The 26,261-nt window shown below is 75.8% G+C and carries 22 protein-coding genes; 15 read left to right on the top strand and 7 right to left on the bottom strand.

All coding sequences use genetic code 11. The features are described 5' to 3' along the window. Positions 1 to 26: 26 nt before the first annotated feature. The 3 genes from ACIPYS_RS08930 to rho all read right to left on the bottom strand — a co-directional run bounded on the left by ACIPYS_RS08930 (position 27) and on the right by rho (position 7,148). A complete protein-coding gene (locus ACIPYS_RS08930) occupies positions 27 to 4,307 on the bottom strand; it encodes a hypothetical protein (protein WP_400744922.1) in 4,281 nt (1,426 codons plus the stop codon). A 384-nt stretch (positions 4,308 to 4,691) separates the two neighbouring features. Beyond that, complete coding sequence (locus ACIPYS_RS08925) at positions 4,692 to 5,579, bottom strand: hypothetical protein (protein ID WP_400744920.1); 888 nt, start codon at positions 5,577 to 5,579, stop codon at positions 4,692 to 4,694. Between the two features lie 72 nt (positions 5,580 to 5,651). Further along, positions 5,652 to 7,148 (bottom strand): transcription termination factor Rho, encoded by a 1,497-nt coding sequence (gene rho / locus ACIPYS_RS08920; RefSeq protein WP_400744918.1) that lies wholly within the window; start codon positions 7,146 to 7,148, stop codon positions 5,652 to 5,654. Positions 7,149 to 8,217: 1,069 nt separating this feature from the next. Between rho and ACIPYS_RS08915 the strand changes: the two genes are divergently transcribed. After that, on the top strand, positions 8,218 to 9,015 hold the full coding sequence (locus ACIPYS_RS08915; RefSeq protein WP_400744916.1) for a thymidylate synthase: 798 nt from the start codon (positions 8,218 to 8,220) through the stop codon (positions 9,013 to 9,015). Then, entirely contained in the window at positions 9,012 to 9,533 is a 522-nt protein-coding gene (locus ACIPYS_RS08910) for a dihydrofolate reductase (RefSeq protein ID WP_400744914.1), read from the top strand. The genes ACIPYS_RS08915 and ACIPYS_RS08910 overlap by 4 nt, the downstream gene beginning before the upstream one ends. Positions 9,534 to 9,654: 121 nt before the next feature. Here the strand turns inward: ACIPYS_RS08910 and ACIPYS_RS08905 are convergent, their stop codons facing one another. The 3 genes from ACIPYS_RS08905 to ACIPYS_RS08895 form a co-directional block, all read right to left on the bottom strand. Next, the gene (locus ACIPYS_RS08905) at positions 9,655 to 10,383 is read right to left on the bottom strand and encodes an NDP-sugar synthase (protein ID WP_400744912.1); all 729 of its coding nucleotides are present in this window, start codon (positions 10,381 to 10,383) and stop codon (positions 9,655 to 9,657) included. 80 nt (positions 10,384 to 10,463) lie between these two features. Further along, the gene (locus ACIPYS_RS08900; protein WP_400744911.1) at positions 10,464 to 10,793 is read right to left on the bottom strand and encodes a UBP-type zinc finger domain-containing protein; all 330 of its coding nucleotides are present in this window, start codon (positions 10,791 to 10,793) and stop codon (positions 10,464 to 10,466) included. A 352-nt stretch (positions 10,794 to 11,145) separates the two neighbouring features. Continuing rightward, positions 11,146 to 11,328, bottom strand: coding sequence for a hypothetical protein (locus tag ACIPYS_RS08895; protein WP_159424721.1), 183 nt, complete (start codon positions 11,326 to 11,328; stop codon positions 11,146 to 11,148). 254 nt (positions 11,329 to 11,582) lie between these two features. Here ACIPYS_RS08895 and ACIPYS_RS08890 point away from each other — a divergent pair, with 254 nt between their 5' ends. Beyond that, positions 11,583 to 12,488, top strand: a complete 906-nt coding sequence (locus ACIPYS_RS08890) for a TauD/TfdA family dioxygenase (RefSeq protein WP_400744910.1) — start codon at positions 11,583 to 11,585, stop codon at positions 12,486 to 12,488. A gap of 34 nt (positions 12,489 to 12,522) precedes the next feature. Here the strand turns inward: ACIPYS_RS08890 and ACIPYS_RS08885 are convergent, their stop codons facing one another. Then, positions 12,523 to 13,089, bottom strand: coding sequence for a cupin domain-containing protein (locus ACIPYS_RS08885; RefSeq protein WP_400744908.1), 567 nt, complete (start codon positions 13,087 to 13,089; stop codon positions 12,523 to 12,525). A 204-nt stretch (positions 13,090 to 13,293) separates the two neighbouring features. On the opposite strand from ACIPYS_RS08885, the gene ACIPYS_RS08880 reads away from it, so the two are divergent. From ACIPYS_RS08880 to ACIPYS_RS08825, 12 genes are all read left to right on the top strand, one after another. Then, positions 13,294 to 13,713, top strand: a complete 420-nt coding sequence (locus ACIPYS_RS08880) for an Rrf2 family transcriptional regulator (protein ID WP_093858374.1) — start codon at positions 13,294 to 13,296, stop codon at positions 13,711 to 13,713. An 89-nt stretch (positions 13,714 to 13,802) separates the two neighbouring features. Then, on the top strand, positions 13,803 to 14,666 hold the full coding sequence (locus ACIPYS_RS08875) for a DsbA family protein (protein WP_400745201.1): 864 nt from the start codon (positions 13,803 to 13,805) through the stop codon (positions 14,664 to 14,666). A gap of 622 nt (positions 14,667 to 15,288) precedes the next feature. Then, positions 15,289 to 16,848: an ABC transporter substrate-binding protein gene (locus tag ACIPYS_RS08870; protein ID WP_400744907.1), complete on the top strand. Its 1,560-nt coding sequence runs from the start codon at positions 15,289 to 15,291 to the stop codon at positions 16,846 to 16,848. Further along, positions 16,845 to 17,942 (top strand): ABC transporter permease, encoded by a 1,098-nt coding sequence (locus tag ACIPYS_RS08865; protein WP_400744905.1) that lies wholly within the window; start codon positions 16,845 to 16,847, stop codon positions 17,940 to 17,942. The genes ACIPYS_RS08870 and ACIPYS_RS08865 overlap by 4 nt, the downstream gene beginning before the upstream one ends. Then, positions 17,939 to 18,955 carry an ABC transporter permease gene (locus tag ACIPYS_RS08860; RefSeq protein ID WP_400744903.1) on the top strand — a complete coding sequence of 339 codons (1,017 nt, stop codon included), beginning with the start codon at positions 17,939 to 17,941 and terminating at the stop codon, positions 18,953 to 18,955. Before ACIPYS_RS08865 ends, ACIPYS_RS08860 begins: the two co-directional genes overlap by 4 nt. Next, positions 18,936 to 20,027 carry an ABC transporter ATP-binding protein gene (locus ACIPYS_RS08855; RefSeq protein WP_093858376.1) on the top strand — a complete coding sequence of 364 codons (1,092 nt, stop codon included), beginning with the start codon at positions 18,936 to 18,938 and terminating at the stop codon, positions 20,025 to 20,027. The genes ACIPYS_RS08860 and ACIPYS_RS08855 overlap by 20 nt, the downstream gene beginning before the upstream one ends. Then, positions 20,024 to 21,103, top strand: a complete 1,080-nt coding sequence (locus tag ACIPYS_RS08850) for an ABC transporter ATP-binding protein (protein ID WP_400744900.1) — start codon at positions 20,024 to 20,026, stop codon at positions 21,101 to 21,103. Before ACIPYS_RS08855 ends, ACIPYS_RS08850 begins: the two co-directional genes overlap by 4 nt. Further along, positions 21,100 to 22,290 (top strand): acyl-CoA dehydrogenase family protein, encoded by a 1,191-nt coding sequence (locus ACIPYS_RS08845; protein WP_400744898.1) that lies wholly within the window; start codon positions 21,100 to 21,102, stop codon positions 22,288 to 22,290. The genes ACIPYS_RS08850 and ACIPYS_RS08845 overlap by 4 nt, the downstream gene beginning before the upstream one ends. A 129-nt stretch (positions 22,291 to 22,419) precedes the next feature. Beyond that, a complete protein-coding gene (locus ACIPYS_RS08840; RefSeq protein ID WP_400744896.1) occupies positions 22,420 to 23,595 on the top strand; it encodes an LLM class flavin-dependent oxidoreductase in 1,176 nt (391 codons plus the stop codon). Beyond that, positions 23,592 to 24,458 (top strand): alpha/beta hydrolase, encoded by an 867-nt coding sequence (locus tag ACIPYS_RS08835; protein WP_400744894.1) that lies wholly within the window; start codon positions 23,592 to 23,594, stop codon positions 24,456 to 24,458. Before ACIPYS_RS08840 ends, ACIPYS_RS08835 begins: the two co-directional genes overlap by 4 nt. Beyond that, on the top strand, positions 24,455 to 25,009 hold the full coding sequence (locus tag ACIPYS_RS08830) for a flavin reductase family protein (protein WP_400744892.1): 555 nt from the start codon (positions 24,455 to 24,457) through the stop codon (positions 25,007 to 25,009). The genes ACIPYS_RS08835 and ACIPYS_RS08830 overlap by 4 nt, the downstream gene beginning before the upstream one ends. Positions 25,010 to 25,015: 6 nt before the next feature. Beyond that, positions 25,016 to 26,116: an LLM class flavin-dependent oxidoreductase gene (locus ACIPYS_RS08825; RefSeq protein WP_400744890.1), complete on the top strand. Its 1,101-nt coding sequence runs from the start codon at positions 25,016 to 25,018 to the stop codon at positions 26,114 to 26,116. Positions 26,117 to 26,261: the final 145 nt, after the last annotated feature.

Raw genomic sequence — 26,261 nt, 5'->3', positions numbered from 1 at the left:
ACGGTCGGCGGCCGGTGGACCGCCGGTCAGTGGCCGCCGGCCACACCCTCCTCCAGCAGCTCGATCAGCGGTCGGCCGAGTCGGGCGGCCGCAGCGGTCCAGTCGGCCAGCAGTCCGCGGACCGGATCGATGGCAGGCCAGCCGTGTTCCTCCGTCAAGACCTCCAACTGCCACCGGATGCCGTCGACCGTCGCCACCCCCCGGGGCAGGACCACGCCCGCACCGGACCCGAGCGGAACCGTGAGGCTTCCCGCCACGTCCCGGGGCAGCTGGGGGACGCCCAGCAGGTCAAGCGCGGTCCCCCGGCACAACCGGGCGAAGGACCCGCCGGGGACCGGCCGGTCCCGCCCCGGCAGCAGGACGGGCGCCGAGGCGTCGGGCCGTCGGGCCGCGCTCAGCAGCGCCGCCACGGCGTCGTGCGTCCAGGCACCCGAGAGACCGCGGTCCGCAGCCGCGCACAGCGCGCGTGCGGCCGGGACCCGTCCCTCGCCGGGCTCGCCGGTCACGGCGGCGATCAGCGCCGCCGCCACGCGTTCGTCCAGCGCCTCGCTCCCGGCCACCAGGTCGACCAGGACATCACTCAGGGCCGGCGACAGCGCGCACTGGACCAGTACCTCATGGGTGTACGCGCCGACGGTCAGCAGGATCCCGGCCACCGCCTGCTGGAGCACCGCCCAGTCGGCGTGGGTGAGCCGGGCGCGCAGCGCCCGGGTGCACGCCGGGTCGGCCTTGAGGAGGACACGGCCCATGGCCGGACGCTCCCGTACGAACCGGTGCAGGAGCAGGAGGGCCAGCGTCGGTGCGGCAAGCGGCGACGCCCCCGGCCGCACCGGGGCGGCAAGCGCGACCCGGCGTGCCAGCTCCTCGGCGATCCGGTGCGCGGCGGGACCGGAACCACTGAGGAGCAATGGGGCGGCCCAGCCCGCCTCCTCGACGAGGCTCTCCTCCTCCACGCCCGGGCGCGGTGCCGAGAGGAACACGTCGAGCCAGCCGACCGGATCCTCGGGTGCCCGCACCGTCGCCGTGCCGGACCGGCCGAGCGCGTACACGGCGAGCACGGCCGGACCGTCCCCCCTGCCCGCCGCCGTGACGAGCGCCTCGCCCGCAGCGGACCGGACCGCCGCAGGCAGCTCGGGCGCACCGAGGAGAAACCCGAGGCCGCGCACCGCGCCGGCCGCGACCGGCGAGTGCGGCCCGGCCGCCGCGGCCAGGAACGCGGCCGTCCCGGCGGAAGGGTCGATCAGGCCCAGCAGGGCCGCCGCGACCTCGCCGGCCGCGTCCGGGTCGGCGGCGGCGAGGTCGCGCACCACGGGCACCAGCGGCCGCAGGTCCGCCCGGGCATCGGTTTCGGCGACGTTCAGGAGCGCGGTGAGCAGATCCGCGCGGTCCGCGCCGACCAGCCGGCGCAGCGGGCCGTCCAGGCCCCGGACGACGGCCGGGGTCGGCCGGTGCAGGTGGCGCAGCAGGACGGCCCGCGCGGACGGTTCCTCGGCGAGGTCCGCGAGGGCCTGTTCGAGGACGGGCAGGGAGTCGTGGCGCAGTGACGAGAGCGCGGCGCGCAGCCCCAGGCGGGTCCTTCGCTCCGCCGCGGCCGCCGTGGCGCGGGCCAGTCCCGCCAGCAGGGCCGCGCCGAGCACGCCGGCGCGGAAGTGCGCAGGACGACGTTCGAAAGCCGCCCAGGTCCGGGCCCACACTCGCTCGTCGGGGTGTGCCAGCAGGCGCGGCAGCCGGCCGATCGCGTCCTCGTCCGGCGCTCCGACATCCAGGGCCAGCATCGTGGCCAGGTCCGCCACCTCGGCGTCCGCCGACGTGCGCCAGCGCGCCAGCGCGGGTGCCGGGCGGTGGAACCGGGCGAGCGGCAACAGGGCGAGCACCTGCTCCGTCCGTCCAGCGGCAAGCAGCCGGTCGATCGCCTCGCACCCCTCGGTGTCGAGGGCGACGGCACGGTGCTGCCCGGCCCGGAGCAGCACTCGCAGCGCCTGGGCGGCACGATCGGGGTCCTCGGCCGCCAGGGCCTGCCAGGCGTCCCGCGCCCGGCGGACTCCGGTGCCGGTCGCCGCGAGCGCGTCGTCGCACAGGGCCAGTGCGGTGAGCACGGCCCAGGAGAGACCGTGCGCCGTCGGCGCCTCGAACTCTGCCCGGGCGGACCGCTCCTGACGCAGCAGTGGTTCCGCCAGGTGGCCGGAAACGGCCTCCCGCAGTTCGGGCTCGGCCAACGCCTCGGACGTCGGCTGTTCGGGTGTCGGCTCCTCGGCGATCGGCGAGCGCGACGGATCCTCGGCCGTCGGCGGACGCGACGGCTCCGCCCGCCCGGGCAGGGCCGCGAGCAGCAGCGCGGCCTCCCGCACCGGCAGCCCGGTGAGGTCCGGGGAGGTGCCGGCCCCGAGCCGGGCCAGCCTGGCCCGGGCCCGAGCCCGTTCGGTCGGGGAGGCCAGCCGGTCGGCGAACTCCACCGCCGCGCTCAGGAGTTCCCCGTCCACGGGCACCACCTGCTCGGCGATCGCGAGTTCCACCAGCCTCAGAGCGTCCAAGGGGTCGCGCACCTGACCGGCCCAGCCGATCAGGCGGTCCCCGTCGATCCGGTCGCCCGTCGCGGCGGCGGCCCGTACCCGCGCCCTGGCCTCGGGCGCGGCCCGGCCGGGTGCGCCGCCCCCCGGATCTGCCACCAGCGCCGCAACCAGCGCGGTGTCCGGCTCCTCGCCCAGGAGTCCGGGCAGTCCGGCTGCGGCGGCGAGCCGGGCCAGGGTCCGGCGGGCGCTCACCGGGTCGGCAGAGAGGTCGGCGAGTGCCAGAAAACCCGCCTCCACGTGGTATCCGGCCGTGACCAGCTCGGCCGTGAGGCGGTCGATCATCCAGCACCGGACGAAGGCGAGTTCGGAGCTGAGCGCCGCCAGCGTGCTCAGGGCCTCGGCGAGCGGGTGCCCGGCCGCGGGGGCAAGGGGATCGAGCGGCCAGCGCTCGCCCGCGAGGGGCGCGCCGATCGCCGCCAGGGTCGCAAGGGTGTGTGCCAGGCCCCGGCCGCGGCCCTCCACCAGCAGTTGGCCCACGGTGTCCAGTGCCACCGCGAGGTTGTACGGGACGTCCGGCCCGTCCGCCTCGGTCATGCTGAGCAGGGAGAGCGGCAGGCCGTCGTCGATGTCCTCGCCCCAGCCCCGGTGCACGGACTCCGCAGCGGCGAGGACCCGCAGCACCGCGAGTTCGCGGGCCTTCTGGTCCGGCTCGGTCGGCCGACGGCCGCGGAACGCGCTCTGCACCGTGCCCGGCCGCAGTTCGGCGACGACGTCCGCGAGTTGCGCCCGTGCCCGGGTCAGCCGCCACAGCGCGCGCCGGCGCACTGCGGGGTCGTCGAGGAGCCGCAGCAGGTCCTCGTCGGTGCGGGGAGCCTCGGCGACGGCGAGTAGGCCGACCACGGCGTCACCGCGGGCGGCCGGTCCGGCGGAGGGGTCCGTGGCGCTCCGGAGCAGTTCGGCCGCCAGGTCGGCGGGCGAGCCGCCGGTCCGCAGGACGGTGAGCAGCAGCGGGGTGATCGGGGAGTCGGCGGTGACCGCGGCTAGGTCCGGGTCCTCGCCGACCGTTGCAGCCGATCGGGCGGCGATCGTGTCGGCGTCCGCCGCCAGGCCGAGCCGTCGGTCCCCGGGCAGCGGCGTCCGCAGCCTGGCTACCACGGCCGCCGACCGGGCCTCAGCGTCCGGCAGGTCCCGCACCGGCGCGCCGCCGTACAGCAGCAACAGCAGTCGCTGCCAGCGCGGGTCGGCGCAGATCGTACGGAACAGGGTGCGGTCGACGGTGAGGGCGGCGCGCAGTGGGGCGGCGGCCGTGTCGATCGTCACCGGCCCCGGGTCGACGTCCGGTCCGGCCGGGCGCAGCACCGCGAAGCCGGGCGGCAGGGCGAGGACCGGCACGGCGGTGCGCGGGTCGGCGCCGCCGCGCGCCACGGTCGGAGCGTCCTGGGCCGCCGAGAGGTGGGAGTGTCCGGCGCGGCGTTGCCTGCGCGCCGCCGCACGCCTCAGGGCCTGGTCGACCAGCCAGTGCGTGGCGGGGGAATCCGACTCCTGGGCCCGTGCGAGCGCCGCTTCGAGGGCCGGGTCCAGCAGACCGAGCGCGTCGGCGATCGCGGCCGCCGCGGCCGCTCGCTCCGGTCCCCTGCCGATCGCTTCGGCCAGGTCCGGCACCAGCACGGCCGGATCGGCGGCCGCCCCGTCGGCGCACAGGAGCAGTCGCGCCGCGTACTCCGCCGCCTCAGCGGCCTCCTCCGCCCCGACGACCGGCACGATCGGGGCCAGCCAGGCGAGCGCCGCCTCGACCATGGACGGAACCCGGGTGTCTGCGGTTCCGGCGGTTGTTCTGCCAGCTGTTCTGTTGGCCGGGCCGCGGGCGGCGGCCAGCAGCGCCGCCTCGTGCCCACATGCCTGCTCCACAAGCGGACAACCGGTCCTCGTCACCGCCCCGGCCGCTGTCCCGACGCCCGAACCCCGGTGCGACCGCCGACGGCTCCACTTCCACCAATACATCGTCAGCTCTGCCTCCGTGAGCCGCACCTGACGGTCGCCCTGGACCACAGTCCGTCCGGATGGATGTCCGCGTCCACGGGTGTACGCGGCTCGACTCCCGGATCGTAGAGGTGAATCGACGGCTCCGGCAGGCGGTTCAGCAGAACAGTGGGCGGCCCCGGCCGGTCGGCCCCGCCCGGCTCACCGGGGAGGAGTCCGCGCGTCGCCTGTGGGGCGCTCCTGGTGGCGGGCCCAGGCCCGTAGCAGCGCCGCGGCCTCCTCCGGTGCCAGCGGGCCGCGTTCGAGGTGCAGTTCCTGCAGGTGACGGGTGGCCGCGCCGATCAGCGGGCCCGGGGGCAGGCCCAGCAGGTCCATGACCGCCCTGCCGTCCAAGGCCGCCGGAACGTCCGGGAGCCGTCGGCGTCGCTCGAACTCGGCGGCGGCACGCGCGGCTCTCTCACGTTCCGCCAGCTGCTCGTGGTGCCACTCGTCGTAGCTCGCCGCCCAGCGGGCCGTCCGGCCCGCCGCCCGCCAGCCGTCCGTGTCCTGTTCCCCGCCGAGCCCCACCGCCAGGAACAGGTCCTGGTGGTCGATGGCCTCGGCACCCCCCTCGACCACACCGAGCAGGGCGAGCGCGGCGTTGATCGGCCACTGCTCGCGCGGACCGGTGAACTCCGCCGCGTGGACCGGCCCCCACATCGCCGTGCCGGGTCCCCGCACGACAGCGGTCTGGTGTCCGGCTCCGCCGTGGAAGTCGGCCTCCACATGGGCGATCGGCGCGTGCGCGGCCCAGTCGCTCAAGGTCCGCCCCAGCGTCCCGTCCAGGATCTGCTCGGAGGCCGGGGACATCGTCCTGACGGGTCGACACCCGGGCCCGGTGCTGTCGGCGCCGGTGGGTGCGCCGTCATGAAGGGTGGACGGGCCGTCATGGCCGGTGGCTGCGCCGGTCAGCTCCGCGAGGAGTTCCTCAGTGACGGGCACCAGCCCCATGGACTGCCGGAGCGGGGCGACCACCGCTTCCCGGATCCCGGCGGTACGGCGCCTGAGCAGGTCGAAGGGTCCGATGACGGCGTTGAGCTCGTACGGCATTCCGGCAGGGTACCCGTGCGGCCGCGGCGCGGCGGGACAGGGTGACGCGGTGCCGGAGTCCGCTGCTCCGGGTCAGGCCGCGCCGGACGGGGAACTGGTCACCACCTGGCGCAGGAGGTCGGCGTTGGTGCGGGTGCGCTTCACCCGGTCCAGGAGGAGTTCGGTCGCCTGCTGGGTGTCGAGGCCGCCCAGGGCCCGGCGCAGCGCCCAGGTCGCGGGGGTGCGGACCGGGCCGAGGAGGAGCTCCTCGCGGCGGGTGCCGGAGGCCTTCACGTCGACGGCCGGGAAGACGCGCCGGTCGGCGAGGCGGCGGTCGAGGCGGAGCTCCATGTTGCCGGTGCTCTTGAACTCCTCGAAGATCAGGTCGTCCATCCGGGAGCCGGTGTCGACGAGGGCGGTGGCCAGGATGGTCAGCGAACCACCGTTCTCGATGCTGCGCGCCGCACCGAAGAGCCGCTTCGGGTGCTGCAGCACGCTCGCGTCGAGGCCGCCGCTGAGGGTCCGTCCGTGGGCGGGGGCGGTGGTGTTGTGGGCGCGGGCGAGGCGGGTGAGGGAGTCGAGCAGCACGACCACGTCGTGGCCGAGTTCGACGAGGCGCTTGGCCCGCTCGACGGCGAGTTCGGCCAGCGCGATGTGCTCGCGGGCGGGCCGGTCGAAGGTCGAGGCGATGACCTCGCCCTTGACCGAGCGGCGCATGTCGGTGACCTCCTCCGGGCGCTCGTCGACCAGGACGACCATCAGGTGCGCCTCCGGGTGGTTGCGGGCGATCGCCTCCGCGATGGACTGCAGGACGAGGGTCTTGCCCGCCTTCGGCGGCGCCACGATCAGGCCGCGCTGGCCCTTCCCGATCGGCGCCACCAGGTCGATGACACGGCCCGTCAGCTGCCTCGGGTCGCTCTCGGTCTCCAGGCGCAGCTGCCGGTGCGGGTACAGCGGGGTCAGTTCGTGGAACGCCGGGCGGGGCCGGGACTCCTCGGCGGGGCTGCCGTTGACCGTGTCGACCCGGGCCATCTGCGGCCGGGCACCGCCCGCACGGGGGCGGGTCGTGCCGCTCGCGCGGGGGCGGGTCGCGCCGGTCAGGACGTCGCCGGTCCGCAGGCCGAGCGCGCGGACCTGGCCGGCGGGCAGGTGCACGTCGGTGGGCCCGGGCAGGTAGCCGGAGGTGCGCAGTTCGGCGTTGCCCTCGCGGATGTCCAGCACTCCGGCGACGGGGAGGAGGTCGCTCTCGGGGCCGGTGTCCGCCCGCGCCGGTCCGTCGGAGCGGGCGCGGGCCCGCTGGGCGGGGCGAACGCCGCCTTCGGCGGGCGCAGCAGCCGGCCGGGGTGCTTCGGCCGGCGCCGGCGGGCGGACGGTGGAGCGCGTGGCGGTGATCGCCTCGACGAGTTCGCCCTTGCGCAGGCGGGCGGCGCCCTGGATGCCCAGGGAGGAGGCGAGTTGGTGCAGGTCGGCCTTCAGCAGGGCGTTCAGCTGCGTGGTGGCGGCGGCGGTCGGCTCCGTGGTGGTCGGTTCGGTGGTGGCCGGCTCCGTGGTGGCCGGTCGGGCGGTGGTCGGTTCGATGGTGGTGGTCACGAGCAGGTACTCCTGTGGTGTGTGAAAGGTGTGGTGGCGCGGCGGCCGTGAGTGGCCGGGCGGGCGCGCGGAACGGGATCGCGGTTCGGCCGTGAATGGCCGCGAGCGGCCGGGATGCGCGGGACGGCGGGCGAGGCGCCCTCGGCACGGCCGTGAAGGGTCGCGCGGTGGGCGTCGGCCGTCGCCTGTCACGGGTCGGCCGGGCAGTGCCGGGGGCGAGCGCTCCCGGCTCCTGCGGATGTCCCGGGAACGGAGCCTCGAAGGTCTTCGGTCCACCGGTGTCAGAGCCTGCCCCGACGAGGGACTCGGCTGGTAACGGCGCCTGGTTCCCGCACCCGGAGGGGTGGGCTTCCAGCAGCGCCTGTATGAAGGGTAGCACCATGGGGACGCGGCGCCTCGGAATTCGGAGTATCGACCGGGCCCGGGGGGCGCCGGGCGCGGCGGTCACCCGCGGCGGACGGCAGGCCCGGGACCGGCCCGGTCCGCACAGCCCGCCCGGACAGCCCGTGCGGCAGTACACCGTCGAAGCCGAGTCCGCGAGCGGCCGCTCCACGGTTCGGTTGGATGTCTCTCCGCCCCGCCGACGGACCGTCAAGAACCATGGGCATGACTGTCATCGTTCACAGGGGGGACTGTTCCGATGAGCGCTCCGGACGATCGGGCGTCCGCGGTCGGTCGTACCTGGGCTCCAGGAAGGACGCCACCACCCCGCTGTTCAAGGTGACCTCCTACCGGTCCCCCGCCGAGGCATCGGAGGTCTACGGCCACTGGGCCTCCGAGGGCAGCGGTCACGAGTTGCCGCTCGCACCGCTCCGCGATCGTTCGCTCACTCACCAGGCCCTGCATGGCGGTGAGACCATCGTCCTCGCGGGCACGACGCCGAACGGGACGGCCCGCCCGCCGGACTGCTGCGCGACACGGTGCACACCGGCGCCTCCTGCCGCTACGACCCGGACCCCACCCGACCGGTGACCTGGCTGCTCGACCCGCCGGGCGCGCCGGACACCGGGCGGTGAGGGACCGGGGCGGCGGACCGTGGGCACCGGACGGACACGTACACTTTCCCCTCGTGGCGGACACCCAGTACGAAGACCTGTTGAGGCACACGCTCACCGCCGGGACGGCCAAGGCCGACCGGACGGGCACCGGTACCCGGAGCGTGTTCGGACACCAGTTGCGCTACGACCTCTCGCAGGGGTTCCCGCTGGTCACCACCAAGAGGGTGCACCTGAAGTCCGTGGTGTACGAGCTGCTGTGGTTCCTGCGCGGCGAGTCCAACGTGAAGTGGCTGCGTGAGAACGGTGTCACCATCTGGGACGAGTGGGCCGACCAGCAGGGCGACCTCGGCCCCGTCTACGGCGTCCAGTGGCGCAGCTGGCCGACCCCCGACGGCCGGCACATCGACCAGATCAGCCAGGTCCTGGACACGCTGCGCAACGACCCGGACTCGCGCCGGATGATCGTCTCGGCCTGGAACGTCGGGGAGCTGGAGGCCATGGCGCTCGCCCCGTGCCACGCCCTGTTCCAGTTCTACGTGGCCGACGGCCGGCTCTCCTGCCAGCTCTACCAGCGCAGCGCCGACCTGTTCCTCGGGGTCCCGTTCAACATCGCCAGTTACGCCCTGCTCACCCACATGGTCGCGCAGCAGGTGGGCCTGGAGCCCGGGGACTTCATCTGGACCGGCGGTGACTGCCACATCTACGACAACCACGTGGAGCAGGTGACCGAGCAGCTCTCGCGGACGCCGTTCGACTTCCCCGAGCTGCGGCTGCGGAAGGCCGATTCGCTCTTCGAGTACACGTTCGACGACGTGCAGATGGTGGACTACAAGCACCACCCCGCCATCAAGGCGCCGGTCGCGGTATGAGGATCGGACTGATCTGGGCCCAGACGCCGGAGGGGGTGATCGGCGCGGACAACACCATGCCGTGGCACCTGCCCGAGGACCTCGCCCACTTCAAGGCGACCACCTTCGGGCGCCCCGTGGTGATGGGCCGCCGCACCTGGGAGTCGCTCCCGCCGCGCTTCCGCCCGCTGCCCGGGCGGCGCAACATCGTGGTGACCCGCAACGCGCAGTGGTCCGCGGACGGCGCCGACCGCGCCGGGTCCCTCGACGAGGCGCTGCGCCTCGCGGCCGGGGAACCCGGGCGGGGCAACGGTGCCGAGACCTGGGTGATCGGCGGCGGGCAGCTGTACCGCCAGGCCGTGGACCGGGCCGTGACCCTGTCGGTCACCGAGATCGACCTCGCGGTGCCGGGCGACACCTACGCCCCCGCCGTCGGCCCCGACTGGACCGTCACCGAGGACGGCGGACCGCAGCTCTCGACGTCGGGCTTGCGCTACCGGATCCGGACCTACGCGCGCGGCGACGGCGGCCAGGCCTGATCCTCGACCCGCCGCCGGGGGTCCGGCGGCGGTCGCGCCGCCGGGGCCCCGGTCGTTCCGGTCGACCCGGATGGGACCTCGGTCGTTCCGGTCGACCCGGACCGGACCTCGGTCGCCCGGCTCAGCCCGGCCCGGCGAGTCCGCATTCGACGTCGGCCAGGTCGTGCGGCGTGTTGATCGCTCGCCAAGGGCTGTCCACCGGGTAGCCCATCAACTGGTGCGCGCGGACGAGCCGGGGCAGGGTGGTTCGCTCGTGGTCGCCCTCGTCGGGCAGCATGTCCACGATCTGCGGGTCGAAGACGAACACGCCTCCGTTGACCCGTAGCGGCGGCGGCACCTGCGAGACCAGTGCGGTCACCCGCCCCCGGTCGTCGCAGTCGACGCTGCCCCTGGGCAGCCACGGCCGGGTGAGCGCGAGCGTGGCGAGCGCGCCGTGCCGCCGGTGGTGGGCGAACATCCCGGCGAGGGGGAACCGGGTCCAGATGTCCCCGTAGAGCGCCAGCCAGGGTTCGCCGGGCCGCTCGAGCGCGGCGGCGGCCAGCTTGAGTCCCCCGCCCCGGCCGAGGGGCCGGTCCTCGACCACCAGGTCCGTGCGCAGCGGCATCCGGTGGGAGGCGAGGTAGTCGTCGATCACTTGCGCCCGGTGGCCGGCGGAGACGACGACCTGTTCCACGCCCGATTCGGCGAGCCAGTCGAGCTGGTGGCGCAGGATCGGTGTGCCGCGTACCTCGACCATGGGCTTGGGCACGGTCAGTGTCAGCGGCCGCAGGCGACTGCCGAGGCCCCCGGCCAGGACCACCGCCTGGCGTACCGTGCCGGGCTCGGCGTCCTCGACCGATGCCGTGACCATGAGTCGCTCCACGATGACCCACCGTACGCGACCGATCCCCCTCGGGCCCCGGATCCACCCCCGTGGACGTTCCGCGCCGGTCAGGCCGGCCGGGTGCGGTGCAGGTAGACCTCGTCGGTGTAGCACCAGGCCCAGTCCGCGCCGGGCCGGAGCGAGCGGGCCAGGTGGTGGGCGGGGTGGGCGTGGGCGTGGCGGTAGGCGTGCTGCCCCGGGGAGCTGTCGCAGCAGCCGATGTGCCCGCAGCTGAGGCAGGCCAGCAGGTTCACCCAGGTGCGGCCGTCCCGTAGGCAGTCCTCGCAGCCGGGGGCCGCGTTCGCGGGGACCTCGTGCAGCCCCTCGGCGTGGTCGCAGGTCGCCTGGACCGCCCGGCCGGGATCGGGCGCGACCCGCCATCCGTACCCATCGTTCACAGCGCACACCCTACGAGCCCGGCCCCCGTGACGCAGGCCGGGCATCCGTGACGGGCATCCATGACCGTCGTCCATGACGGGCGGACGGCGGCGGACACCGGGCTCGCGGTCCCCCGGGCCCTGCGGCGGGCCCGCGCCAGGTGGCAGGCCGGCCGGGTGCCCGCGGCCCCGGCGGGTGCTCCTCAGGGTGGATCCCACCAGCGCAAGGCGGTGCCGGTCGGGCACCTCGGGGCTCTCGAAGTGGAACGGCACCCCGCACCGCCTCGATCGCGGCCGGCCGACGGGGAAGCCCCGCCACCTCGGTGGTCGGTGTCTCGAGGTCCGGAGGCGCGGCCGGGACCCGGGACAGACGCTACAAACCCAGTACGGCAGAGCGTTCCATGATCAGGTCCAAGCACTCAGGGATACCCGGCGCGGGCGGCGGGGAGGCGTCGCGGACGGCCTTGATCGCTCGGACGCGGTGCTCCTTCGCCAGCAGGGCATCCACTTCGTCCTGCACTCCGGCGGGCAGCGCGCCCCACAGTGGGTTTTCCATGGCCGTATTCAAGCGTGCGGATCCCCTGGTGGAGCAACACCTTTGTTGCCCGGTCGGTCACGAACGACGGAGTGGCACACCCTACGTCGCCGTCACCTCCGTCCCGACCGCCCGGTGACCGTCGGGCGGGGTTGTCCGCCCCGGGGGCGGGGAAGAAGGTCTCGGGACTCCCGCTCGTGCGGCCGTGGACGTGGCCGTCGGGACGGTGCCCCGCTCGGACCGCGCGCGCCACCCGGCAGGGAAGGGGAGCACCGATGACGGGACGTGCCGAAGGGGCGGGGCCCCGGGCCTGGACCCCGGACACCTTGAACGAGGAGGACTGGGTCGTCCCGTGGCCGCCGGACAGACCGGACGGGACATCGGATCCGGTCGCGCGGGTCGCCCACGCCCTGCGCCACGGACCGGGCCTGGCCCTGGTGCGCGGCCTGGCGCTGGACGGGCTCGGCGATCCGGAGTGCGCCGAGCTGTGCCGGCGTTTCGCGGCGCGGCTGGGCACGGTGCGGCCGCTCCCGGCGGGCCCGGCCGCGGACGACCTGCTCACCGCCGAGACCGCGCCGGCGGTCGAGCTCCCGGCCACCGACCGGACCACCGACCGGACCACCGACGGGACCGCCGCCCGGGCCGCGCAGCGCGACGGCGACGCCAGGACGCTCGACCCGCACACCGACCGGTCGCACGGCCCGGAGTCGCCGTGGCTGCTGGGTCTGCTGTGCATCCGGCCGGCCCGGGCCGGTGGTGAGTCGTTGCTCGTCAGCGCCCGTGCCGTCCACGACCGTCTCGCGGAGCAGGACCCGTCCGCGCTGCACCACCTGTACCAGGACTTCCACTTCGGGCGCGGACCGGACTTCGACCGCGTCTCCCCGGTCTTCCAGCAGCGCCGCCACGGCCTGCACGTCCAGTACAACCGCTACTGGATCGAGCGCGGCCAGCGGGAGACCGGCCGGCCGTTCCCGCCGGGCCGGCTGGCGGCGCTGGACACCCTCCACGGAGTCCTCACCGACCCCGGGACGGTCCTGCGCGTCCCGATGCGCCGGGGCGATCTCCTGCTCCTGGACAACACGGCCGTGCTGCACGGACGGACCGGGTTCAGCGATCCCGCCGGGCCGGGAGAGCGACGCTGTCTGGCCCGGGTCTGGGCGGACCGGCCCGCCGACCGGTGAGCAGCCGGGGCGGGGGCGGGCCAGGTCGCCGTCCTCAGGCCCGGTCGCCCACGCCGTCGCCGAGGGCGTAGAGGCCGGGGAGGTTGACCACGACGGCTTCCTGGGTGCTGCGGGCGATGACGACCACCGCCTCCTCCTCCGGGTCCGGGTTCTCCTCCCGGTGCGGGACGAACGGCGGGACGAAGATGTAGTCGCCCGGGCCGGTGCGCAGGCGGACCTCCTCGGGCGTACCGGAGGAGTCGTCGACGAAGACGAACTCGGGGTGCCCACTGACCACGTGGATGGCGGTCTCGGACTCGCCGTGGTGGTGGTCGGAGGAGGCGGTGGCCGGGGCGACGTGGGTCTGTCCCATCCAGAGCTTCTCCGAGCCGACCGTCCGTCCGCTGATCGCGGCGAAACGCCGCATCCCGCCGGTCTGGGCGGTGCCGTCGTCGAGTTCGCCCGCGCGGACGTGGTGCAGCCGGGCCCGCAGGGCGGTGCCGGCGGGGGCGTCCGTGCTGTGCAGGTGCGGGTGGAAACCGGTGCCGGCCTCCGTGACGACGGCCGCCCCCTCACCGGCGGGCGCGGCGGTGCGGGAGTGGGAGTGGGGTTCGGCGGACATGGTGCTCCTCGTCGGCGGGCTGGCAGGGCAGTTGCGGCGGCGTCGCCCGGCGTCTCCCCCGGCCCCGCCCGACGCCCCGGGATGTCACCGGACGCTAGGCCCGGCGGCAAAAGGATGTCAAGAGGTGTCTTTTCCCGCCGACCGGGCCCGCCCTTGGCGGACAAGGGACTTGAGCACCGCTCCGCCCGGGGGATACTCGGGGGCATGCACATATCCGCCAAGGCCGACTACGCCGCCCGGGCTCTGGTCGAGCTCGCCTGCGACACGTCGCGCCCCCTCACCTGCGAGGCCATCGCCGCCTCCCAGGGCATCCCGTTCCGGTTCCTCAAGTCCGTGGTGGGCGAACTGCGGCGGGCCGGGCTGGTCCGCAGCCAGCGCGGCTGCGAGGGCGGCTACTGGCTCGGCCGGACGGCCGAGGAGATCACCCTGCTGGACGTGGTGCGCGCGGTGGACGGCGAGGTGATCACACTGCGCGGCGAGCCGCTGGCCGGACTCGACTACCCGGGCCCCGCGCAGGGGCTTCCGTCGGTCTGGCGCAGCGTCGAGGAGCGCGCCGTGGAGATCCTCTCGGGCACGACCGTGGCCCAACTGGTGCGGTCCGGCGACCGGGTGGCGACCGCGTGAGCGGGGACGAGGGCGAGGGCGGAGCCGAGGGCACGGCCGCCGAGGTCCGGGTCCGGGTCCAGGTCGAGGTGGTGGAGTACACCGACCCGATGTGCCCGTGGTCCTGGGCGGCCGAGCCGAGGCTGCGGGCACTGCTGCGCGAGGCGGAGGGCTTCTGCGGGCACCGGCGGGTCTTCGGGGTCCTGTTCGACGAGGACGAGGAGCCCGCGCCGGACCCGGCCGCCGAGACGGCCTGGTACGCCGGGTACGTCGAGCGGATCACCGACCACGCGGGCGCACCGAGGGCCGCCCGGCTGGGCTGGGTGGCCGCGAGCAGCTGGCCGTCCTCGCTGGCGGCGGCCGCCGCCGAGGCGCAGGGCCCGCTGGTCGCCGACCGGGTGCTGCGCCGGCTGCGGGAGAGCGTGTTCGTGCTCGGCGAGCCCGCCGACACCCCCGGGCGCGTGCTCGCCGCGGTGGCGGGGGTGCCCGGTCTCGACGAGCCGCGGCTGCGGGCCGATCTGGCCTCCGCGGCCGTCCGCGAGCGGGTGCGCCGCGACCGGGCCGAGGCCCGGCGGCCGCTGCCGGAGGTGATCGGCCTGCGCGGGGACGGGCCCCACCCGGGGGCGGCGAAGGAGACCGAGGACGGCGGCCACCGGTACGCGCTGCCGACCTTGGTGTTCACCGGGCCGGGCGGGCGCCGGGTGGTGCCGGGGTGGCGGAGCGCGGAGGAGTACCGGGCGGCGCTGGCCGCGGTCTCCCCCGCGCCGCTGGTGCCGGCGGACCGCGTTCCCACCGCCGGGGAGCTGTTGGAGCGGTACCGGAGCCTGACCGGTCCCGAGCTGGCAGGAGCGGCGGGAGGGCTGCCGCCCGGCACCCGGCGCGTGCCGACCGCGAACGGGGACGTCGTGCTCCATCCGCAGGAACGCTCCGGCCCGGCCGTCGTCGCGGCCCGCCGCTCCCCCGCCGCCGGCTGAGGACCCGCGCCCGCCGACCGGACCAAGACGTCACACGGCGCCGCCCCGCACGCGGCGCGGCGGCCCGCTCCCGGCGCCGCAACGGCGCTCCGTGGACGTCGCAAAGGTGGCGCGTGAACGGCGTGTTGAGGGCGTGTTGCGGCACCCGGCGAAGCAAAGGGACACCTTTTGGTGTCCATTGACAGCAGGCCGCTGACCTGGCCAGGATGAGTCCATGACCTCCTCGCACCCCCTCCCGGTGCGCCGCCGGAAGAGTCACCGACGCACCAGCAGCGCCCGCTGTTGTTGACCGCGTCCGGACCTGGCGGCCACGACGCCGCCGTGCCCCGGCCCGCCCGGGCGAACCGCTCGCACAGGGCCTGAACCCGGCACCACGGGCCCGGACTCCAGGCCGCCCGACCCCTCCGTCGATCGGGCCTCCCCCGGCCGACCGCGGCCCCTGCACCCCCAGGCGCCCCCCGGCGGCCCCCGGCCCTCGGCACCGCCCACCCCGCACCCTCCCGGCTCCGCCTCCAGGCGCCGTTGCTCCACCCATCGTCTCGGCCCGCGCCGCCCGTGCCCGCACCTGCGTCCGCACCGAAGTCACAACTGTCGTGCATCCCATGAAAGGTGACTGATCGTCATGACCAGCCCCTCCAACGACCGCCCGCTGCTCGGCAGACGTTCCCTGCTCGGCCTCGGCCTCGGCCTCGGCGCTTCGTTCGTCCTCGCCGCGTGCGGCGACCCCGGGCAGGCCGGGACGGGCGGGGCGGGCGGGTCCACCGTCGGCGGCACCCTCAAGTGGGGCTGGGCGCTGCCGACTTCGTGGGACCCGGTGTTCTCCTCGGCGGGCTGGGACGTCCACTCGCTGTCGCTGGTCTACGCGGGCCTCACCAAGCTCGACGAACAGGGCACCGCCGTACCGGCCCTGGCCTCGGCCTGGAAGTTCGGCGCCGACGGCACCTCGGTCACCTTCACCCTGCGCCCCGGGCTGACGTTCTCCGACGGCAGCCCGCTGGACGCCGCCGCCGTCAAGAAGAGCCTGGACCGCGGCCGCACCGAGCCCAAGTCCCTGGTCGCCCCGCAGCTCACCAGCGTCCGCGAGGTGTCCGCACCCGACCCGCAGACCGTGCTGCTCGAACTCTCCCGGCCCGACTACCAGATCCCCAACCTGCTGGCCGGGAAGACCGGCATGATCGTCAACCCGAAGGCCTTCGAGTCGGACGCCGCCGGGCTGGCCACCCGCCCGGCCGGTGCCGGGCCGTTCACCCTCACCTCGTACACCCAGAACGCCAAGGCCGTGCTGCGCCGCAACCCCGCCTACTGGGACGCGACCGCGATCAAGCTGGAGAACTTCGAGGTCCATCCGCTCCCGGACGCCGCCACCGTGGTCGCCGGACTCCAGTCCGGCCAGTTCGACGTGGCCCAGATCCCGGGCAGCCAGGTGGCCGCGGCCAAGGCGGCGGGCCTGGAGGTCCAGGTGATCCCGTCCCTGGTGGTGGCGGTCCTGGACGTCAACGTCGAGAAGGCTCCGTTCGACAACCCCAAGGTGGTCGAGGCGCTCAAGTTCGCGATCGACCGGGACGCCCTGCTCAAGACCCAGCTGTTCGGCTACGGCGAGGTCAACCACCAGCCGTTCCCCAAGGGTTACGTCGGCTACGACCCCGCCTCGGCCGACCTCTACCGGTACGACCCGGCCAAGGCCCGCGCGCTGCTCACCGAGGCCGGCCACCCCGACGGCGTCGACCTCACCCTGACCACCACGGCCGCGCAGGGACTGCCCGAGCAACTCCAGGCGCAGCTGAAGGAGGTCGGCATCCGGGCCACCATCGACGTGGTCCCGGCCGCGCAGGCCACCCAGATCGTCTACATCCAGCACACCAAGGCCCTGTTCACCGACCAGTTCGCGGGCCGCGACTCCGCCGCGCAGGCCTTCCAGGTGCTCTTCGGCGAGCAGGGCCTGATGAACCCGGGCCGGCGGACCCCGCCGGAGCTGGCCGCGGCCGTCGAGCAGGTCTCGCGCACCCCGCTGGACTCGCCGGAGTACCCGGCCGTCCTCCGGGCGGCCACCGCGCTCGCGGTGCGCACGATGCCCAACACCTTCCTGTACAGCGTCCCCCGGCTGCTGGCCCGGCGGAAGTCCGTCTCGCCGATCCCGGCCTTCACGGCGGTGCAGCGGTTCGAGGGGGTGACCGCGTCGTGAGCGCCGTCCTGCCCCGTGCGGGCGCCTGGCGCGCGGGGCCCCTGGCCCGCCGGGCCGCGCGCGCCCCGCGCCCGCTGGGGCGGGTGCTCGGGAGCACCGTCACCGTCTTCCTGCTCTCCTCGCTGCTGACCTTCGGCCTCGGCGCCGTCTCGGACGCCAACCCGGCCGCCGCCGTCCTCGGCGAGACCGCCACCGCGGCCGACATCGCCCGGCTGGACCACGAGTTCGGCCTGGACCGGCCGCTGCCCGCGCAGTACGGCGACTGGCTGTCCCACGCGGTCGGCGGCGACCTCGGCACCTCCTGGTTCACCACCGTGCCGGTCGCCGACTCGATCGCCACCGCGCTCCCGGTCGACCTCTCCATCGCCGGCCTCGCCCTGCTGCTGGCCGTGCTGCTGGGGGGCGCGGCCGGGATCGCGGCGGCGCTGAGCAACGGCGGCCGGCTGGACCGAGCGGTCACCGCCGTCTGCACCCTCCTCGGCACCCTGCCCGCCTTCGTCATCGCGATCGGCCTGATCACCCTGGTCGCCGTCCAACTGCGCCTGCTGCCCTCCGGCGGGTACGTGCCGTTCTCCCGGCAGCCGGGCGAGTGGCTGCGGTTCGCCCTGCTGCCGGCGCTGGCCCTCAGCCTGGACGCCGCCGCCGGCATCGCCCGCCAGCTGCGGACCTCGCTGGTCGCGGAGCTGCGGCGCAACTACACGACCGGTGCCCTGATGCGCGGACTCTCCGGACGCCGGGTGCTGTTCGGCCACGGGCTGCGCAACGCCGCCGGACCGGCCTTCACCGTGCTCGGCATGAGCGTGCCGGTCCTCATCGGCGGCGCCGTGGTCACCGAGCGGATCTTCAACCTCCCGGGAATCGCCCAACTCTCCCTCCGCGCGGCCGAGCAGCACGACGTGCCGGTGATCCAGGGCACCCTGCTGGTCACCGTCGCGGTGGTGCTCGTGGCCAATCTGGCCGTCGACGCCGTGCTGTTCGCCCTCAACCCGGTGGCCCGGCGCGGGCCTCGGCCGGAGGGACGCGCGACGAAGCGGAGCGGGCCGGCTCCGGCTCCGGCTCCGGCTGTGGCTCCGGCTGTGGGAGTGAACACGTGAACACGCTGAGCGCCTCGCTGCGGGTGCCCGTCGCCCGCGCCGCGCTGGCCGTGCTGGCCCTCGTCCTGCTGCTGGCCCTGTTCGGCGCACGGATCGCCCCGGCGGACCCGCTCGCCCAGGACACCGCCCACATCCTGGGCGGGCCCTCCGCGGAGCACCTGCTGGGCACCGACTACCTGGGCCGCGACGTCCTGAGCCGACTGCTGGCCGGCACCGGGCTCTCCGTGCTCGCCGCCGTCGAGGCGGTGGCCGTCGCCGCCCTGCTCGGCGTCGTCCCCGGACTGCTGTCGGCGCGGTTCGGCCCGGCCGCGTCCTGGCTGGCCCTGCGCGCCGTGGACTCCCTGATGACGCTGCCGTTCACCCTCTTCGCGATCGCCGCCGTCGGTCTGCTCGGCAACGGGCTGCACCAGGCGATGCTGGCGCTCGGTGTCCTGCTCGCGCCGCTGTTCTTCCGTGTCACCCGGGCCGCCGCGCTCGGACTGGACCGCGCCCAGTACGTCGAGGCCGCCGAGCTGATGGGCGCCTCCCGGTCCTGGATCCTGCGGGTGCACATCTGGCGCAAGGTACTTCCGACCGTCGCCGTCACCACCGCGCACGCGCTGGCCACCGGTCTGCTCACGGTCTCCTCGCTCACCTTCCTGGGGATCGGCGTGCAGCCGCCGGCGCCGACCTGGGGCGGCATGCTCGCCAGCGACCTCGGCTTCCTGGCCCAGCAGCCGTGGGCACCGGTCCCGCCGGCCGTGCTGATCATGCTCACCGTCGGGGCGCTGAACCTGCTGGCCGACGTCCTCGCCGACAGCGACCGGACCGGCGCCGCCCCGGCCGCCACCCGCACCCGCCGGGCCGCGAGGAGACGCGCGGCGTCGGGCGTGACGTCCGGGCCGGTATCCCCGTCCGTGCCAGGAACCCCGTCCGTGCCAGGAACCCCGTCCGCGCCAGGAACCCCGGCCGCGCCAGGAACCCCGGCCGCGCCGGACCGGAAGGAGCACGACCATGTCCCGCACCCCGCCTGAACCCGGCCCTCCCGCTCGCACCACCGCCGCCCTGCGGGTCGAGGGGCTGCACGTGACCGTCGGCCACGGCCGCACCGAGGCCGTCCGCGACGTCTCGTTCGACGTACTCCCCGGCGAGGCCGTCGGGCTCGTCGGCGAGTCCGGCAGCGGCAAGACGCTCACCTGCCGCTCGGTGCTCGGCCTGCCCGCGCCCGGGGTCGCCGTGTCCGCCGGCCGGATCGTCCTCGGCGGCACGGCGGGCAACGGCCCGGGGAGCCCCGACACGGATCTCGTCGGCCTGACCGACCGCCAGTGGCAGCAGGTGCGCGGCACCCGGATCGGCGCCGTCTTCCAGGACCCGGGCTCGTACCTCAACCCCACCCTCACCGTCGGGCGCCAGCTCGGCGAACCGCTGCGCCGGCGCGGACTCGGCCGGGCCGAGGCCCGCCGACGGGCAGTGGAACTCTTCGGGGCCGTCGGCCTGCACGACCCGGAGCGGGTCCACGACAGCTACCCGCACGAGCTCTCCGGCGGCATGCTCCAGCGGGTCCTGATCGCGGTCGCGATCTCCGGCGACCCGCAGCTGCTGGTCGCCGACGAGGCCACCACCGCGCTGGACACCGTCGTCCAGGCCGAGGTGCTGGACCTGCTGGGCGTGCTCCGCGACCGGCACGGGCTGGCACTGCTGCTGGTCAGTCACGACCTGGCGGTGGTCGCCGAGGTGTGCGACCGGGTGCTGGTGCTCTACGCGGGCGAGGTCGTCGAGGAGGGCCCGACCGCCGAGGTGGCCGCCGCCCCGGCCCACCCGTACACCGAGGCGCTGCTGCGGGTCGCCGGCCTGGGCCGCCGGGACCGCCGGGAGCTCGCCGTCATTCCCGGCCGGCCGCCCGAGCCCGGCACCACCGGGGCCGGCTGCCGCTTCGCCGCGCGCTGCGAGTACGCCACCGCCGCCTGCGCCGAGCAGACCGTCCCGCTCACGCCCGTCCCCGGGACCGGCCGCCGGGCGGCGCGCTGCCTGCGCAGCGCCGAACTGGCCCTCAGCGGCGTCCGCGAACGGACGGACGTCACGGAACGAACGGAGGTCCCGGTATGAGCATCACCGCCATCGCCTCTTCGATCGCGGACGGGCCGGCGCCCGCCGCCGGGTCCCCCGCCCTGCGGATCGAGCGCCTGGAGGTCCGCTACGGCCGCAGCACCGTGCTCGGCGGGGTCGACCTGGAGGCACGCTCCGGAGAGATCCTGGGCCTCATCGGCGAGACCGGCTCCGGGAAGACCACCCTCGCGAGGGCCGTGGCCGGGCTCGCCCCCGTCACCTCCGGCCGGATCACGGTGGACGGCGCCGACCGCACCGTCCTGCGCGGCCGGGCCCTGCGGACGGCGCGGCGGGCCGGGACCGTCCAGTACATGTTCCAGGACCCGCTGCGTTCCCTCGACCCCGATCTGACGGTCGCCCGCCTCGTCGGTGAACCGCTCGCCGTGGCCGGCCTCCCCCGCGCCGAGCGCGGGCCGAGGGTGCGGGAGGCGCTCGACCGGGTCGGCCTGGACGCCGCACTCGCCGGCCGCACCCCGGGCGCGCTGTCGGGCGGCCAGCGCCAGCGGGTCGCCCTGGCCCGGGCGATCGTCGGACGGCCCCGGCTGCTGCTGGCCGACGAACCGGTCAGCGCCCTGGACGCCTCCAACCGCAACCACGTCCTGCGCCTGCTGGACCGGCTCCGTCACGAACTGGGCCTGGCCGTCGTGGTGATCTCGCACGACCTCGACTCACTGGCCGGGATCGCCGACCGGATCGCCGTGCTGTACCGGGGCCGGATCGTCGAGCAGGGACCGGCACCGGCGGTGCTGGACCGGCCGCTGCACCCGTACAGCGCGCTGCTGGCCGCCTCGGCACCGGGCCCGGACCCCTCCCGGCGGGCCGCGCTGCGGATCCTGCGGGCGCCCGCCGCGGCCGCCGTCCCCGGCGGGGGCTGCGGGTTCGCACACCGGTGCCCGTTCGCGGACGCGGCCTGCGCGGCGGTCCCGGAACTCGGACCGGCGCTCGCGGTCCCCGGCACCGGTCAGCACACGCACACCGCCGCCTGCCACCACAGCCCGGACTGGCGGGCCCGGCTCGACCCGGGCAACGCCCACGGCGCCCCCGCCCCCACCACCGTTTCGGAGCAGCCCCGATGACCCCGGCACCGGCAGCGGCCGCCCCCGCCCGACCCGCGCCCCCACCGCCCGACCTCGACGGGCTGCCCGCCCTGACCGCCGCCCTGGCGGAGCGGGCCGCCGAACACGACCGGGACGCCACCTTCCCCGCCGAAGGCATCGCGCTCGTCCACCGGGCCGGTCTGCTCACCGCGACCGTCGCCGAACGGCACGGCGGCCCCGGCCGAGGGCTCGCCGACACCGTCCGGATCCTGCGCGCGCTCGGCGCGGGCGACCCGGCGGTCGCCCTGGTCACCGCGATGACCCTGTTCGTCCACGCAGCCGAGGCGCGCGAGGCCCACTGGCCGGCCGGTCCGCTGGCGCAGCTGCTCGCCGAGTCGGCCGAGCGCCCCACCCTGGTCAACCACGTCCGGGTGGAACCGGAGCTCGGCACCCCCGTACGCGGCGGGCTGCCGGCGACTGTGGCCAGACGGCGCGGCGACAGCTGGGAACTGACCGGGCGCAAGATCTTCTCCACCGGCGCGCCCGCGCTGCGCTGGCTGCTGGTGTGGGCCCGCACCGACGAGCCCGGACCCCGGGTCGGCTCGTTCCTGGTCCGCGGCGACCTGCCCGGCATCACCGTCGAGCCGACCTGGGACCACCTCGGCCTGCGGGCCAGCCGCAGCGACGACGTGCTGCTGGACGCGGTACGGGTCCCGCTCGACCACACCGCACGCCTCGCCGCCCCCTCCCCGGAGGGCGGCCGGGACCCGATCGGCGCCGCCTGGAACTCGCTCGGCCTCGCCGCCCTCTACCTGGGCGTCGCCCGCGCGGCGCAGTCCTGGCTCACCGCCTTCCTGCACGAGCGCACCCCGAGCGCCCTGGGCGCGCCCCTGGCGAGCCTGCCCCGCTTCCAGAGCGAACTCGGCCTGATCGACGTCGAACTCGGCGGCGCCGAGCGGCTGGTCGCCGCCCTGGCCGCGGCCGTCGACGCGGGCGAGCCGCCGGCCGTCGAGGAGGCCCCCGGAGCGAAGCTGCTCGGCACCCGCGCCGCCGTGGAGTCCGTCCAACGGGCCGTCGCCCTGGTCGGCAACCACGGCCTGACCCGGCACCACCCGCTCCAGCGGCATCTGCGCGACGTGCTGTGCGCCCGGGTGCACACCCCGCAGGACGACACCGTCCTGCTCGCCCGGGGCCGGGCCGCCCTGCACCGCCCGACGGTCGGCTGACGGCTCGCTCCTTCCCCTTCCCACCGGCCCCGCCGTCCGCGGCGCTCCTCCCCGTCCCCTTGCCAAGAAGTCCCCTCGCCAAGAAGTCCCGTTGCCAAGAAGTCCCCTCGCCACGAAAGGCAGACCGCCATGCCCGTCGAGTTCATCGGCATGATCTCCACCCACGACGTCTCCGAGACCCGCCCCGCGCACGGCCCGGTGGTCGACCCCGACTACACCCGCCGGTTCGCCCGGGCCCACGAGGAGGCCGGTTTCGACCGCATCCTGATCGCCCACTCCTCGGCCAGCCCCGACCCCAACCAGGTCGCCGCCTTCGCCGCCGCCAACACCGAGCGGCTGGGCCTGCTGATCGCGCACCGCCCCGGCTTCGTCGCACCCACCGTCGCCGCTCGCACCTTCGCGACCCTGGACCGGTTCTCCGGCGGCCGGGTCGCCGTCCACATCATCACCGGCGGCCACGACGCCGAGCAGCGCCGCGACGGCGACTACCTCACCAAGGACGAGCGCTACGCACGCACCGACGACTACCTGACCGTGCTCACCAAGGCCTGGACCGCCGAGGAACCGTTCGACCACGAGGGCCCGTACTACCGCTTCGCCGACTTCAAGTCCGAGGTGCTGCCGGTCCAGCGGCCGCGCATCCCGCTGTTCTTCGGCGGCTCCTCCGAGGCCGCCTACCGGGTCGGCGGCAGGCACGCCGACGCCTTCGCGCTGTGGGGCGAGCCGCTCGCCGAGACCGCCCAGCAGATCGCCTCCGTCCGCGCCGCCGCCACCGCCGCCGGGCGCACCGACGTCCAGGGCATCAGCGTGTCCTTCCGCCCGATCCTCGGCCGCACCGAGGAGGAGGCCTGGGAGCGCGCCCACCGCGTCCTGGCCACCATCAAGCAGGGCGGCGACGTCTTCGGCGGCCGCCGCAGGATCCTGCCGACCGGCCCCGGGGCCGCCCCGCAGAACGTCGGCTCCCAGCGCCTGCTGGCCGCCGCCGCCAAGGGCGACCGGCACGACCGCGCGCTGTGGACGGCCCCCGCCGCGGCAACCGGCGCCGCGGGGAACTCGACCGCGCTGGTCGGCACGCCGGAGACGGTCGCCCAGGCGCTGCTGGACTACGTCGACCTCGGCGCGACCACGCTGCTGATCCGCGGCTACGACCCGCTGGACGACGCGCTCGACTACGGAAAGGAGCTCATCCCGCTGGTGCGCCAGGAGGTCGCCCGCCGCGATGCCCTGGCTGCGCGGGACGCTGCGGAGACCCGGGTGCGGCAGTCCGAGCAGGCCGCCGTCGCAGTGTCCGGTGCCGCCCGATGACCACCACCGCAGCGGCCGCCCCCGTGCCACTGGCCGGCCCGTCCCCCGCCCTCCGGGAGCCCGCCGTCTGGGAGCCCGCCGTGGGCGTCACCGTGCGCGGCACCGTCCTGCTGCTGCCCGGCCGGGGTGAGCACCCCGGTGTGTACGGCCGCTTCGGGCGGCGGCTGGCCTTCGACGGCTACCGGGTGGCCGTCCCGGCCGTTCCCGCTGCGGGATCCGTCCCCGCTGCGGGATCCGTCCCGCCGGACCTGGCCGGTCAGGTCACCGAGGCCCGCGCGAGTGCCCCGTCCGGCACGCCCGTGGTCCTGGCCGGCTCGGACACCGGCGCTCTGCTCGCCCTGGCCGCCGCCCGGCAGGCCGCGCCCGACGGGCTGCTGCTCGTCGGCCTGCCCACCGCGGGTGCCGCAACCGGGGCTTCGGACACCGCCGAGACCTGGACGGACGAGCTCGGCGCCCGGACGTCCTGCCCGATGCACCGCGACCTGCTGGCCACCGACCCGGAGTTCCGGTCCGGTGCCCTCGCCCAGGACGTGTCCGCCGCCCTCGCCCACGCCGCCGAGGACGCGGCCACCGCGATCGGCTCCGTAGGGGTACCGGTCCTCGTGGTGCACGGGTCCGCCGACCCGGTGTCGCCGCCCGCCACCGCACGGCGCTTCGCCGACCGCCTCGCCGCCGGGCTCGTCCTGGTCGCCGACGGCCGTCACGACGCGCTCAACGACGCCGCCCACCGCAGCGTCGCCGCCGCCGTCGTCCAGTGGCTGGAACGCCTGCGGGGCGGCCCGCACCTGCCCGCCCGGATCGTCACCACCGACGCGGGCGGACGCACCCCCCACCCGCGTGCCCCGGAAGGAAGTCCCGCATGACCACCCTCGACGAACGGCCCGTCCGCACCCAGCCGTCCGCACCTGCCCGGCCGTCCGCGCTCGGCGGCACCCACGGTGCCGACCTGCTCCGCCGTGCCCTGCGCCGGCACGCGGCCGGTGTCACGGTGATCACCGCGGCCGGGCCCGGCGGCCCCGCCGGCTTCACCGCCACCTCGTTCACCTCGGTGAGCCTGGACCCCGCCCTGGTGTCCTTCTACCTGTCGGCCACCGCCTCGGCCGCGCCCGCGGTACGGGAGGCCGAGGCCTTCACCGTGCACATCCTGCGCGAGGACCAGCGGGAGCTGGCGAACCGCTTCGCCCGCAGCGGGACCGACCGCTTCGCCGGTACCGAGTGGCACACCGGCCCGTACGGCACACCCGTCCTCGCGGGCGCCGCCGCCCGGCTCACGGCCCGCCCGTTCCTGCTCCGGCCGGTCGGCGACCACCTGCTGGTCGTCGGCGAGGTACTGGCCGTCGACACCACCGACGGCCCGCCGCTGGTCCACCACGACGGCGGCTACGGCGGGTTCACCCCGCTCCAGGAGAGCTGAGCCGCCATGACGCTCACCGCCCACTGGTTCCTGCCGACCACCGGGGACAGCCGGCACGTCGTCGGCGGCGGCCACGGCTCGACGCCCGGCACCGCCGGCACCGACCGGCCGCCGAGCGTCGCCTACCTCGGCCAGATCGCGCGCAGTGCGGAACAGCTCGGCTTCACCGGGGCGCTGACGCCGACCGGCGCCTGGTGCGAGGACGCCTGGCTGACCACCGCGATGCTCACCCGGGAGACCGAGCGCCTGAAGTACCTGGTGGCCTTCCGCCCCGGTCAGCTCAGCCCGACGCTGGCCGCCCAGATGGCCACCAGCTACCAGAACCAGTCGGGCGGCCGCCTGCTGCTCAACGTCGTCACCGGTGGCGAGTCCGCCGAGCAGCGCGCGTACGGGGACTTCCTCGACAAGGCGGGCCGCTACGCCCGCACCGGGGAGTTCCTCTCCGTCACCGGGCGGCTGTGGCGCGGCGAACAGGTCGACCACCGCGGCACCCACCTCCGGGTGGAGGGCGCCCGGCTGACCCGGCTGCCGGAACCGGTGCCCGAGGTGTACTTCGGCGGCTCCTCGCCGGAGGCCGTCGAGGTCGCCGCCCGGCACGCCGACGTCTACCTCACCTGGGGCGAGCCCCCGGCCATGGTCGCCGAGAAGATCCGGCACGTCCGCGAACTCGCCGCCCGGCACGGCCGCGCGCCGCGGTTCGGCATCCGGCTGCACGTCATCACCCGCGACACCGCGCGGGCGGCGTGGGCGGAGGCCGACCGGCTGCTCGCCGGCATGGACCCGGCGCGGATCGCCGAGACCCAGGCGGCACTGGCCCGCAGCGAGTCCGAGGGGCAGCGGCGGATGCGCCTGCTGCACGGCGGCTCGACCGACCGGCTGGAGGTCTCGCCCAACCTGTGGGCCGGCATCGGCCTGGTGCGCGGCGGCGCGGGCACCGCCCTCGTCGGCGACCACCGCGAGGTGGCCGACCGGATCGAGGAGTACCACCGGCTGGGTGTGGACGAGTTCGTCCTCTCCGGTGCCCCGCACCTGGAGGAGGCGTACTGGGTCGGGGAGAACGTGCTGCCGATCCTCGCCGAGCGGGGGCTCTGGAAGCGCGGGGCCTGACGGCGGCCGCCGGAGGCGTCCGCTCGGGTCAGGTCGGGGGGGGGGGGGGGGGGCCCCCCCCCCCCCCCCCCCCCCCCCCCCCCCCCCCCCGCGCCCCCCCCCCGCCCCCCCCCCCCCCCCCCCCCCCCCCCCCCCCCCCCCCCCG

Origin of the sequence: Kitasatospora sp. NPDC089913 (assembly GCF_044748625.1) — a bacterium.
Classification (GTDB): domain Bacteria; phylum Actinomycetota; class Actinomycetes; order Streptomycetales; family Streptomycetaceae; genus Kitasatospora.
The sequence above is the reverse complement of the archived record's forward strand: the minus strand, read 5'-3'. Positions and strand labels throughout refer to the sequence as shown.